This is a genomic window from Stenotrophomonas sp. CS3K5, assembly GCF_059515225.1.
In genome coordinates this window covers 220316-232569 of record NZ_JCAKRX010000004.1, presented here as the reverse complement: position 1 = coordinate 232569, position 12254 = coordinate 220316, and the positions used below count along the sequence as shown (strand labels likewise).

The window sequence follows — 12254 nt, the reverse complement described above, 5'->3', positions numbered from 1 at the left end:
CGACTCTACAACGGCTCGTATTCCACGCCGATCACCGCGAAGGTGAACTGCCCGCCGGGCAGCTCCACCGAGAACTCGTCATCCAGGCGCTTTTTCAGCAGCGCCCGCGCCAACGGCGAATCGATGCTGATCCAGCCCAGCCCCGCGTCGGTCTCGTCCGGGCCGACAATGCGGTAGCGCGTGGTGTCACCGCTGTCCATGTTCTCCAGCTCCACCCATGCGCCGAAGAACACCGCTTGCGGGTCGGTCGGCGTGGTATCGACCACGCGCAGCGATTCCAGCCGTTTGGTCAGGTAGCGCACGCGGCGGTCGATCTCGCCCAGCTGCTTCTTGCGATAGGTGTATTCGGCGTTCTCGGAACGATCGCCTTCCGCGGCAGCGGCGGCCAGCGCCTTGACCACTTCCGGGCGACGCACGCGCCAGAGCTCATCCAGCTCGGCCTTCAGGCGTGCATGCCCGGAGGCGGTGATCAGGGCGGTGCTTTTCTCTGCAGGCGGGCGCCAACGGGACATGCGGTAAGACTTCTTTTCAGGGGAACGATGAGGTCAGAGCCCTTCCCACGGAAAGGGCTCTGACCTCATGAAGCGATCTCAGCGCTTGCCGCCGAAAATGCCGCCGAGGATGCCGCGCACGATCTGGTTGCCCAGCTTGGTGCCGACGGTACGCGTGGTCTGCTTGGCCATGGTCTCGATCATGCCCTGGCGGCGCTTGGTGCCGAAGATCGCATCCTTGATCGACTGGCCGAATCCACCCTCCTGCGCATCGTCCTGCTCGCGGCTGCGGGCGGCCGGGGCCTGCGCCTGCTCGACCGTCTTCTGTGCGCGCTGGGCCAGCAGTTCGGCGGCCGATTCGCGGTTGATCGCGGTGTCGTAGCGGCTGCCGACCGGGCTGCCGGCGCGTACCTGCGCACGTTCGGCCTCGGTGACCGGTCCCATCCGGCAGCGCGGTGGTGCGATCATCGTCTGCTGCACCGGCATCGGCACGCCCTTGTCCTGCAGCGTGGAGACCAGAGCCTCGCCGGTGCCGAGCTGGCTCAGCACCTTGGCCACATCCAGTTTCGGATTCGGCACGAAGGTCTCGGCGGCGGTCTTCACCGCCTTCTGGTCGCGCGGCGTGAAGGCACGCAATGCATGCTGCACCCGATTACCGAGCTGGCCAAGAATGTTGCCGGGCACGTCGTCGGGGAACTGCGAGCAGAAGTACACGCCCACGCCCTTGGAGCGGATCAGCCGCACTACCTGCTCGATGCGCTGCACCAGCGACGCTGGCGCGTCGTCGAACAGCAGGTGGGCCTCGTCAAAGATGAAGACCAGCTTCGGCTTGTCCAGGTCGCCCACTTCCGGCAGCTGTTCGAACAGTTCCGACAGCAGCCACAGCAGGAAGGTCGAATACAGCTTGGGCTTGAGCACCAGCTGGTCGGCGGCGAGGATGCCGATCACGCCGCGGCCATCGTGGTTGACCCGCATGATGTCGGCCAGTTCCAGCGCCGGCTCGCCGAAGAAATTCTCGCCACCCTCCTGGGCCAGGCGCAGCACCGCGCGCTGGATCGCCGCGATCGACTGCGCGCTGACCAGCCCGTATTCGGTGGAGATGTCCTTGCGCTCCTCGGCGACCAGGCCGAGCAGGGCGCGCAGGTCGTCCATGTCCAGCAGCAGCAGTCCACGGTCGTCGGCCAGCTTGAATACGATGTCGAGCACGCCGGCCTGGGTGTCATTCAGTTCCAGGATGCGCGAAAGCAGGGTCGGCCCCATTTCGCTCACGGTGGTGCGCACCGGGTGGCCGAGCTTGCCGTACAGGTCCCAGAAGATGGCCGGGCTCGCGGCCGGCGCATAGTCGGCCACGCCGATCTCGGCGGCGCGCTTGAGCAGGTTCTCGGCGCCGGTACCCGGCACGGCCAGGCCCGACACATCACCCTTCACATCGGCCAGGAACACCGGCACGCCCAGCCGCGAGAAGCCCTCGGCCAAGGTCATCAGGGTCACCGTCTTGCCGGTACCGGTGGCGCCGGCCACCAGGCCGTGACGGTTGCCGAGTTTCGGCAGCAGGGTGACGGCCACATCGTCGGTGATGCCTTTGCCGAGCAGAATCGGATCCATGGTCCAGCCCTTGTGGTGAATAGCCCAATGTTAACCGCCGGCGGTGACGGTCCGAAGGTCCGCTTGCCCGGACCTTGGCGGCGCCGCTACTCTGCCTGCCTGTTTCGCACACAGTGCCATCAATGCCCGTTCCTGTCCTGATTTCCCGTGGTTGGCCGCTGCTGGCCCTGGCCGGCCTGGTTTCCCTGGCACCCGACGCCCATGCACAGCGGGTTTCGGCCCGGGACAAGGTCAAGGTGGATGCGCTGCAGCAGCGCATGGCTGCCGCCGAGAAGCGCTACAGCGACGCCCTGCTGCGGGTCGCCAACGCCGACCCCAAGGGCAGCAACGAGGCCGACGCCGCGCTGGAGGACATGGAAGACGTCCTCAACGACTGCGTGAAGCAGAAGGGCTGCCAGATGGGCACCCTGCTGGCCAGCTACAAGCGCCTGCTCAAGCACGATGCCGACGCTGCAGCCGGCGATGACGTGGCCGACGAGGGCGGTGACCGCCTGGAAGCCGACCCCGACCATATCGGCCCGCTCACCGCCGACGTGCCCGAGGCGGCCCGCGCCGCAGCGCTGTTGAACGACAAGCGGCACACCTTCGACACCATGGTCGAATACAACCCGGCGGTGCAGGCTGGCATCCGCCGCTGGCTGACCGACATGCGCCCGGCGCTGCTGACCAGCTACGAGAACTACCAGAACCTGCGCGCGGTGATGTGGCCGGAATGGGAAAAGCGCGGCCTGCCCGAAGCGCTGCTGTTCGGCATCATGGCCAAGGAATCCAACGGCCGCGTGCACGCGTCTTCGCGCGCCGGCGCGGCGGGCCTGATGCAGTTCATGCCGGCCACCGGTCGCCGTTTCGGCCTGGGCCCGGACGGTACCGGCTTTGACACGCGCTTTGATGCACGCAGCGCCGCCGAGGCCAGCGCCAGCTACCTCAACGAGCGCCTGCGCGAACTGAACAACAATGTGGAAATGTCGGTGGCCGCCTACAACGGTGGCGAAGGCCGTGCCGCGCGCGTGTTCAAGCAGAGCGGTGGCCAGAGCTTCTGGACCGACAGCGTCTACAACCAGTTCCCGGGCGAGACCAAGGACTATGTGCCGATGGTGATCGCCGCAGCCTGGATCTTCCTGCACCCGCAGCAGTACGGCGTGGAGTTCCCGAAGATCAGTGCGCAGCCGGCCACGCTGCGCCTGGCCAAGTCCACCACCATCTACGAACTGACCATCTGCCTGGGCAGCCACGGCACCCGCGATGGCTACATGCGCGCACTGCGCAACCTCAACCCGCGTTATGAGGCCGACGGCTGGATTCCGGCCGGCACGCTGATCAACGCCACCACCCGCATCGCCGGCCTGTACCAGCGCAACTGTGTCAGCGGCCCGCGCGCCGATCTGGCGCGGACCCTGATCACCGCCGATCTGAACGCGGCGATCGTGCGCCCGACTGCGGCCAGCTACACCGGCAGCGTGGCGGTGGGCGGCGTGGTGCCGGTGGCCGATGCCGCAGCGTCGACCAGCGTGCCGACCACACCGGTGGCCACGGTGGCGACGCCGCGCCCGGCCGCACGCCCGAAGCCGGTGCGCAGCCACAAGGTGGGCAGGGGCGAGACCCTGGGCGCCATCGCCGCCAGGTTCCAGTGCGACGTGCCGACCCTGGCCCGCGCCAATGGCCTCAAGGCGCCGGCCTACAGCCTGCGCCACGGCCAGACGCTGAAGCTGCAGGGCTGTGACAAGTAATTCCCCCGACCTCTGGAACCCGCATGGACCTTGAAGCCACCCGCAACCTGTTTGCCAACCTCCGCGAAAACACCGACTGGGATATCAACGGCCCATTGCTGTGGGGGTACTTCTTCGTCCACTCCAGCGCAGCGCCGCTGCAGGCCCTGGCCGAGCATCTGCAGGCCCAGGGCTACAGCTTCGTCGACCTGTTCGAGCAGGAACCGGAAGAAGGTGACGCGCCGTTCCATGTGCTGCATGTGGAGCGCGTGGAGATCCACGACGAGGCCTCGCTGGACCGCCGCAACCAGGAATTCGCGGCGCTGGCCGCCGAACATGGCGTAGAGGACTACGACGGCATGGACGTCGGCCCGGCCCCGGCTCTGCAATAACGCACGTACCGGTAGTGCCGGCCGCTGGCCGGCATTCAGTGTCTACGAACCCGGTAGTGCCGGCCGCTGGCCGGCATTCCGTGCCCCGGCAAGAGCCAGGTCAGCGCAGCCTGGCCAGCGCCTGACCCAGCTGCACCGGGCTTTCGGCGCCCAATTGCGGGGCGAACTCGGCAACGCCCGGCGGCAGCAGCACGATCACCGTCGAGCCGTAGTTGAAGCGCGCCATCTCGCCGAAGCGCTCCAGCACGATGCCCCGGCCGCGGTAATCCTTGCGGGTGATGCGGTCGCCGTAAGCGGGAATCTCCTCGCCACTCCAGACCGTTTCCACGCCCGACACCAGCAGCGCCCCCACCATCACGCTCACCATCGGGCCGAAGCTGGTATCGAAGTGGCAGACCAGGCGTTCGTTGCGCGCGAACAGGCGGGGCACGCCGTTCACTGCCGCCGGACCGACGCTGAACAGGCGGCCGGGAACGTGCACGGTTTCGCGCAGGGTGCCGGTCCACGGCATGTGCACGCGGTGGTAGTCGCGTGGCGACAGGTACACCGTGGCGTACAGGCCGTCGTTGTACGGCTTGGCGTCCTCATCGCTGCCCAGCAGCTCGGCGGCGGTGAACGATTGGCCTTTGGCCTGGAAAATGCGGCCGGCCTCGATCTTCCCCAGCTGGCTGATGCGGCCGTCGGCCGGCATCACCAGGCTGCGCGGATCGGCATCGGCCATCCGCGCGCCCGGCTTCAGTGCACGGGTGAAGAACTGGTTGAACGTGGCGTAGCTGCGCGGGTCCGGGTTGGCCGCTTCGTCCAGGTTGACGTTGAACTTGCGGGTGACCGTGTCGATCAGCCAGCGCGACACGCGCGGATCGTCCGAGTACGCCAGCGAGCGCGCCATCGAGGACAGCAGGCGATGGGGCAGGGCATACGTCAGGGCGGTGGTGAGGCTCATGGGGCGGTTTTCTCGGTCAGCTTCTGCAGGTCGCGGGCGATCGCCGGCGCGTTGAACGGGGGGCGTACCAGGCCGGCCAGGCGGCCCTGCGGGTCGAGCACGGCCAGGCTGGCCGAATGCTCGACGGTGTAATCCTCGGGGTTCTCGTCGAAGTGCTTGCCCGGCACCTTCTGGAACACGAAGCCCAGCGAGGTGGCAAAGCGCTCCAGCGAAGGAATGTCGGCGGTGGCGGCCAGGGTGTCCTTGTGGAAGCCGTGCACGTACTCGCCCAGGCGGGTGGCGCTGTCGCGGTCCGGGTCGACCGAGATGAACAGCACGCGCGGGCGCAGCGTGTCGGGCAGGGCTTCCCACTGGTTCTGCGCGCTGGCCAGTTCGGCCAGGGTGGTCGGGCAGACGTCCGGGCAGAAGGTGAAGCCCAGGAACACCAGGGTCCAATGGCCCTTCAGTTCGCCCGGAATCAGGCGCGTGCCGTCGGACTGGGCCAGGTTGAAGTCGGGCAGTGCACGCGGCTGCGGGTACAGCGTGATCGCTTCGGTGGCCGGGGCGTTGGCCGGCGGCTTCGGCGCGAACACCTGCTGGGCGGCCAGCAGGCCCAGGCCTGCCGCCAAGGCGATCAGCAGGATGATGCCGGCGTTGCGATTGAACATGGGGTCCCCCGCGCGAAATGGGCTCCACTATACCGGCTGCGGCCTGATCGTTTCCTCAGCAACGGATGCCGGCGCCGACGCCAGCCCCTATAATCGGGGGCCACTTTGCCCGCAGTACCGCCATGACCGCTGAAACGGCCGCCGAACTCCACACGATCATCGATCTGATCCGCTACGGCACCAGCCGTTTCAATGAAGCCGGGCTGACCTTCGGGCACAGCTACGACAACGCCCTGGACGAGGCCACCCAGCTGGTGCTGCACAGCCTGCACCTGCCGCACGACCTCGGCCCGGCCTACGGCCAGGCGCGCCTGCTGCAGGCCGAGAAGCTGCGCGTGCTGGAGCTGTTCCAGCGCCGCATCGACGAGCGCATTCCGGCAGCCTACCTGACCGGCGAGGCCTGGTTTGCCGGCCTCAGCTTCAAGAGCGATGCGCGCGCCCTGGTGCCGCGCTCGCCGATCGCCGAGCTGATCGAGTGCGGCTTCGAGCCGTGGCTGGCCGGCCGCGATGTGCACCGCGCGCTGGACCTTTGCACCGGCTCGGGCTGCATCGCCATCGCCATGGGCCACTACTACCCGAACTGGGAAGTGGACGGCGTGGACCTGAGTGATGACGCGCTGTCGCTGGCCGAAGAGAACAAGGAGCGCCTGCAGGCGCACAACGTCAGCCTGATCAAGTCCGACCTGTTCAGCGGTCTGACCGGTCGCCACTACGAGCTGATCGTCACCAACCCACCCTACGTCACCAACGACGAGACCGATGCCCTGCCGCAGGAATACTCCTACGAGCCGGAAATGGGCCTGCGTGCCGGTGATGACGGCCTGGACCTGGTGTTGAAGATCCTGCGCGACGCCCCGCTGCACCTGAGCGAAGACGGCCTGCTGATCTGCGAAGTGGGCGAGTCCGAACAGCACCTGATCAAGCTGCTGCCGGAAGTCGACTTCTCCTGGATCGAATTCAAGGTCGGCCAGATGGGTATCTTCGCAGTGGAGTGCCGCGAGCTGATCGCGCACAGCGCGCGCATCACTGAACTGGCGGCGCAGCGCCCGTGAGCTCCAATTCGTTCGGCAAGCTGTTCACCGTCACCACGTTCGGCGAGTCGCACGGGCCGGCCATCGGCTGCGTGATCGATGGCTGCCCGCCGGGGCTGGCGCTGGACGCGGCCGAATTCGCCCACGACCTGCAGCGTCGTGCCACCGGCAAGAGCCGGCACACCTCGGCGCGGCGCGAGGCCGACGAGGTCGAGATCCTGTCCGGTGTGTACGAGGGGCTGACCACTGGCACCCCGATCGCGCTGCTGATCCGCAACACCGACCAGCGCAGCAAGGACTACGCCAACATCGGCCAGCAGTTCCGTCCGGGTCATGCCGACTACAGCTACTGGCACAAGTACGGCATCCGCGATCCGCGCGGTGGTGGCCGCTCTTCGGCGCGCGAAACCACCATGCGCGTGGCCGCCGGCGTGGTCGCCAAGAAGTGGCTGGCAGAACGCTTCGGCGTCACCGTGCGCGGCTACCTGTCACAGCTGGGCGAGATCCGTCCGGCCGGTTTCGACTGGTCGGCGGTGGAAGACAACCCGTTCTTCTGGCCGCACGCCGAACAGGTGCCGCAGCTGGAGGCGTACATGGATGCGCTGCGCAAGTCCGGTGACTCGGTCGGTGCGCGCGTGGACGTGGTGGCCGACAACGTGCCGCCGGGCTGGGGCGAACCGATCTACGGCAAGCTCGATGGCGACCTCGCCGCCGCGCTGATGAGCATCAATGCAGTGAAGGGCGTGGAGATCGGCGATGGCTTTGCCAGCGCTGCGCAGAAGGGCACCGAGCACCGTGATCTGCTGACTCCTCAGGGCTTTGCCAGCAATCATGCCGGCGGCATCCTCGGCGGCATTTCCACCGGCCAGCCGGTGGTCGCCTCGATCGTCCTGAAGCCGACCTCCAGCCTGCGCCTGCCGGGCCCATCGCTGGATACCGCCGGCAACGTGGTCGAGGTGGTCACCACCGGCCGTCACGACCCCTGCGTCGGCATCCGCGCCACCCCCATTGCCGAGGCGATGATGGCGCTGGTGCTGATGGATCAGGCGCTGCGCCATCGCGCGCAGTGCGGCGATGTCGGCACGATCACCCCGCGCATTCCCGGGCGCATCGATGGCTGACACGCGGCCGACGGTGTGGGTGAGCCAGCCGCTGATCGACGCGGCCATCGCGCCGCTGCGCGATCGCGTGCAGCTGCGCGTCACCGACACCGTTACCGCCTGGTCGCCTGCGCAGATCGCCGAACAGCTGGCCGGCGCCGATGGCGCGATCATCACCCTCAACGAGCGCATCGGTGCGGCCCAGGTGGCCGACGCTGCGCAGCTGCAGGTGATCGCCAATGTCGGCGTCGGCTATAACAATCTGGATGTCGATGCGCTGAGCGCCGCCGGCATCCTTGCCAGCAACACGCCGGACGTGTTGACCGAGACCACGGCCGATCTTGGTTTCGCGCTGCTGATGGCCACTGCGCGCCGCATCACCGAATCCGAGCGCTGGCTGCGCCAAGGGCAGTGGCAGCAGTGGTCGTTCCAGACCATGCTCGGCGCCGACATCCACGGCAGCACGCTGGGCATTCTCGGCATGGGCCGCATCGGCCAGGGCGTCGCCCGCCGTGGTGCCCACGGTTTCGGCATGAAGGTGCTGTACCACAACCGTTCGCGCCTGCCGGCCGAGACCGAGGCCGCGCTCGGCGCATCCTACGTGGACCTGGACACGCTGCTGGCACAGTCCGACCACCTGCTTACCGTGCTGCCGTACACCCCGGCCTCGCATCACATCATCGATGCGGCGGCGCTGGCGAAGATGAAGCCCTCGGCCACCCTGGTGAACATCGCCCGCGGTGGCATCGTTGACGAGCTGGCGCTGGCCGATGCGCTGGCCAACGGCCGTCTGGCCGCCGCCGGTCTGGACGTCTACGAGGGCGAACCGGCGGTGCGCCCGGAACTGCTGGCGCTGCGCAACGTGGTGCTGACCCCGCATATCGGCAGCGCCTCGCTGGCCACGCGTACGGCGATGGTGCAGCTGGCCGTGGACAACCTGCTGGCCGGCCTCGGTCTGGCCGGTGACGCGGCGCATATGCCGAGCGCGATCAACGCGGACGCGGCCCTGGCTGCGCGCGTGACCCTGGGCAAAAAAACCGGCAAACGATAGGGAACCTCCGCGCGTCCCGCTTGAGGAGGTTCCCCGAACCCAGCTGTCGTGCACGATTTTCCCATTCCCGTTTTCGTGAGAGTTCCCCCATGAGCAATGCACAGCGCAGTTTCCACGTCGCCATCGTCGGCGCCACCGGTGCGGTCGGCGAGACCATGCTGGCCATCCTGGCCGAACGTGATTTCCCGGTCGGCACCCTGAGCCTGCTCGCTTCGGAGCGTTCGGCCGGTGGCGAAGTCGAGTTCAACGGCCAGAAGATCAAGATCCAGGACCTGGCTACGTTCGATCCGAGTGGTGTCCAGATCGCCCTGTTCTCGGCCGGTGGCAGCGTGTCCAAGGAGTACGCGCCGAAGTTCGCCGCCGCCGGTGCGGTGGTGATCGACAATTCCTCGGCCTTCCGTTACGACGATGACGTGCCGCTGGTGGTGTCCGAGGTCAACCCGGACCAGATCGGCAACCGCCCGCGCGGCATCATCGCCAACCCCAACTGCTCAACCATGCAGATGCTGGTGGCGCTGGCGCCGCTGCACCGCAAGTACGGCATCGAGCGCATCAACGTCTCCACCTACCAGTCGGTGTCCGGCGGCGGCCGTTCGGCGCTGGAGGAACTGGGCAAGCAGACCGGCCAGCTGTTGAGCTTCCAGGAGATCGATCCGCAGCGCTTCCCGGTGCAGATCGCCTTCAACCTCATCCCGCACATCGACGACTTCCAGGACAACGGCTTCACCAAGGAAGAGATGAAGCTGGTGTGGGAAACCCGCAAGATCCTCGGCGACGACAGCATCCTGGTGAACCCGACCGCCGTGCGCGTGCCGGTGTTCTACGGTCATTCCGAGTCGGTGGCGATCGAGACCCGTGACAAGGTCACCGTGGCCGAGGCGCGCGCGCTGCTGGAGCAGTCGCCGGGCATCGAAGTGGTGGATCGCCACGAAGCCGGTGGTTACCCGACCCCGGTCACCCATGCCTCGGGCACCGACGCGGTGTACGTTGGCCGTATCCGTGAGGACCTGTCGCACCCGCGCGGCCTGAACCTGTGGATCGTGTCGGACAATGTGCGCAAGGGTGCAGCGTTGAACGCAGTGCAGCTGGCCGAGCTGGTCGCCGCCGAAGCGCGCTGATCACTGCGGTAGTGCCGGCCGCTGGCCGGCATTGCCTTCAATGATGGGCATGTGGTGCTGCCGGCCAGCGGCCGGCAGTACCGAAGGCTCGCCATCGGTGGGTGCGGACCCCGGTCCGCACGCTTTATAGTGTCGCCCATGAATAAACGGGCCAAGGGCGCGAAGCGTCCGCTCACCTATCTTTCCGCTGCGCTGCTGGCCCTGGCCAGCAGTTCGGCGCTCGCCCTCGGTCTGGGCGACATCCGTGTCCTGTCCAAGCCCGGCCAGCCATTGCTGGCCGAGATCCCGGTGGTCTCGGCCGACCCCTCCGAGCTGGAGAACCTGCGCGTGGCGCTGGCCTCGCCGGTCACCTTCGAACGTGTCGGCCTGCAGCGGCCCAGCGGGCTGGTCAGCGAGCTGCAGTTCGAGCTGACCCGCAATGCGCAGGGCAGGGCGGTGGTGCGGGTGACTTCGCAGGCGCCGGTCGAGACCCCGTCGTTGAGTTTCCTGATCGAGGCCGACTGGGGCCAGGGCCGGCTGGTGCGCGAGTATTCGGCGCTGGTTGACGCGCCGGCCAGTGCGCTGGCCGTTGCCGAACCGGAGATTGTTGCCCCGGCAGGGACCCTGTCCAACACCATCGCCCGTGAGCCAGCCCCCACGCCGGCTACCCAGGCCGAACCGGCCCGTGCAGCGGCGGGGCCGGTAGCATCGCGCTCGGCATCGGCATCGGCATCGGCATCGGCACCGGCATCGGCATCGATTGCGGCCGATGGCAGCCTCACCGTGCAGCGCGGCCAGACGCTGTCGCAGATCGCCGCCACGGTCGCGCGCGGCAGCCAGGTCAGCCGCGATCGCGCGATGATCGCGCTGCTGCGTGCCAATCCGGAAGCTTTCATCCGCGGCAACGTGAATCTGCTCAAGCAGGGCGCGGTGCTGCGCATGCCGGGTACCGATGCAGTGGCCGCGATCGACGCAGGCGAGGCCGCCGCGCTGGTGCGCGAGCACACCGCGCAGTGGCGCCAGGCACGTACCGTGCCGCAGCCCGCCGGCACCGTCGCACCGGTTGCCAAGGCAGCCGCAGCAGGCGCTTCCTCCCCGGCTGCGGCCAACGGGGCACGACTTGAAATCGCCCCGGCGCTGGCCTCCGACGCCGCGCACGCGGGCACAACCACCGGCACTGGTGCCGGCAGCGAGGGTGACATGCTGGGCAACGAACAACTGCGCCAGGCTCGCGAGGACATCGCCACCCGCGATGCCGAGATTGGTGAGCTGAAGCAGCGTGTGGCCGATCTGGAAAAACTGAAGGAACAGCAGCAATCGCTGATCGCGATGAAGGACAACGACCTGGCCGCCGCACAGCAGCGGTTGGCACAGGCTCCGGAATCGCGCGACGCGGCCGCCCCGTGGTACTGGCTGGGCCTGCCGGTACTGCTGCTGGCGGCCGCCGCGGCCTGGCTGCTGCGCCGTCGCAAGCCGTCGCCGCTGCCGCCGCTGCGCGAAGAAGACGATGCCGCCGGTCTGGCCGCAGCGGTACCGGCCGGTGCGGCGCTGGATACGCTGGCCGAGCAGTCCTCCTGGTCGTCGGCGGCGGCCGACGGAGGCCGCCACGAGCCGGCGATGCCGGCCTGGGCGACCGAGGCCGAGGTGCAGGACGAGGTGGGCGGCGAACCGGTCGCCGGCACCGCTGCTCCGGCCGAATGGCAGGCGCAGACGCTGCGCGATGACGAGGTGGTGGAACTGCCTGCGGCGGTGACCGATCTGCCACGCTGGGACGAGCCCGTGGCCGCACAGGACGACGGGGTGCCGGTTGCATCCGTGCTGGATGAACCGGACGCGCCAGCGGCCCCCGTTGAGGTGGCGGTACCGGATTACGCGCTGCAGGCCGAACAGCAGCCGCAGTTCCGCGGCGTGTTCGATCTGCCGGCCGAGGCGCAGGACAACGCGCATTCCAGCACGGCGTTGGATGAGCTGCCGGCCGGGGCCGCGCACGAAGACGTCGCCGTACCGGGCAGTGATGCCGGCTGGTCGCCACGCGCCGGCCAGGAGCGGCTGGAGCTGGCCATCGCCTATCTCGACCTGGGCGATGCGCAGACCGCCCGCATGCTGCTGCAGGAAGTGGCCGAAGGCGGCGACCTGCACTGCCAGAACCAGGCCCGCGAACTGCTGGCCCGTCTGCCGTGACCGATTCCGC

General features: G+C 68.1%; 11 protein-coding genes. 7 read left to right on the top strand and 4 right to left on the bottom strand.

Annotated features, from left to right (window positions below; all coding sequences use genetic code 11):
- Positions 1-5 precede the first annotated feature (5 nt).
- Together greB and AC5YGJ_RS08380 are read right to left on the bottom strand one after the other, a co-directional pair.
- Positions 6-512 carry a transcription elongation factor GreB gene (gene greB / locus AC5YGJ_RS08385; RefSeq protein ID WP_249843313.1) on the bottom strand — a complete coding sequence of 169 codons (507 nt, stop codon included), beginning with the start codon at positions 510-512 and terminating at the stop codon, positions 6-8.
- A gap of 78 nt (positions 513-590) precedes the next feature.
- Positions 591-2096: a helicase HerA-like domain-containing protein gene (locus tag AC5YGJ_RS08380; RefSeq protein WP_249843314.1), complete on the bottom strand. Its 1506-nt coding sequence runs from the start codon at positions 2094-2096 to the stop codon at positions 591-593.
- A gap of 122 nt (positions 2097-2218) precedes the next feature.
- On the opposite strand from AC5YGJ_RS08380, the gene AC5YGJ_RS08375 reads away from it, so the two are divergent.
- Together AC5YGJ_RS08375 and AC5YGJ_RS08370 are read left to right on the top strand one after the other, a co-directional pair.
- Positions 2219-3823, top strand: a complete 1605-nt coding sequence (locus AC5YGJ_RS08375; protein ID WP_496186259.1) for a transglycosylase SLT domain-containing protein — start codon at positions 2219-2221, stop codon at positions 3821-3823.
- A 23-nt stretch (positions 3824-3846) separates the two neighbouring features.
- Positions 3847-4194, top strand: a complete 348-nt coding sequence (locus tag AC5YGJ_RS08370; protein ID WP_249843316.1) for a ribonuclease E inhibitor RraB — start codon at positions 3847-3849, stop codon at positions 4192-4194.
- A gap of 100 nt (positions 4195-4294) precedes the next feature.
- Here the strand turns inward: AC5YGJ_RS08370 and asd are convergent, their stop codons facing one another.
- Both asd and AC5YGJ_RS08360 read right to left on the bottom strand, forming a co-directional pair.
- Positions 4295-5137, bottom strand: coding sequence for an archaetidylserine decarboxylase (asd, locus tag AC5YGJ_RS08365; RefSeq protein WP_496186258.1), 843 nt, complete (start codon positions 5135-5137; stop codon positions 4295-4297).
- A complete protein-coding gene (locus tag AC5YGJ_RS08360) occupies positions 5134-5784 on the bottom strand; it encodes an SCO family protein (RefSeq protein WP_249843318.1) in 651 nt (216 codons plus the stop codon). Before AC5YGJ_RS08360 ends, asd begins: the two co-directional genes overlap by 4 nt.
- Before the next feature lie 122 nt (positions 5785-5906).
- On the opposite strand from AC5YGJ_RS08360, the gene prmB reads away from it, so the two are divergent.
- From prmB to AC5YGJ_RS08335, 5 genes are all read left to right on the top strand, one after another.
- The gene (prmB, locus tag AC5YGJ_RS08355) at positions 5907-6836 is read left to right on the top strand and encodes a 50S ribosomal protein L3 N(5)-glutamine methyltransferase (RefSeq protein WP_057495420.1); all 930 of its coding nucleotides are present in this window, start codon (positions 5907-5909) and stop codon (positions 6834-6836) included.
- A complete protein-coding gene (gene aroC / locus AC5YGJ_RS08350) occupies positions 6833-7936 on the top strand; it encodes a chorismate synthase (RefSeq protein ID WP_107231084.1) in 1104 nt (367 codons plus the stop codon). Before prmB ends, aroC begins: the two co-directional genes overlap by 4 nt.
- Positions 7929-8966 carry a 2-hydroxyacid dehydrogenase gene (locus tag AC5YGJ_RS08345; RefSeq protein WP_496186257.1) on the top strand — a complete coding sequence of 346 codons (1038 nt, stop codon included), beginning with the start codon at positions 7929-7931 and terminating at the stop codon, positions 8964-8966. The genes aroC and AC5YGJ_RS08345 overlap by 8 nt, the downstream gene beginning before the upstream one ends.
- 89 nt (positions 8967-9055) lie before the next feature.
- Entirely contained in the window at positions 9056-10084 is a 1029-nt protein-coding gene (locus tag AC5YGJ_RS08340; RefSeq protein ID WP_249843320.1) for an aspartate-semialdehyde dehydrogenase, read from the top strand.
- A 138-nt stretch (positions 10085-10222) separates the two neighbouring features.
- Complete coding sequence (locus AC5YGJ_RS08335; RefSeq protein WP_496186256.1) at positions 10223-12244, top strand: FimV/HubP family polar landmark protein; 2022 nt, start codon at positions 10223-10225, stop codon at positions 12242-12244.
- Positions 12245-12254: the final 10 nt, after the last annotated feature.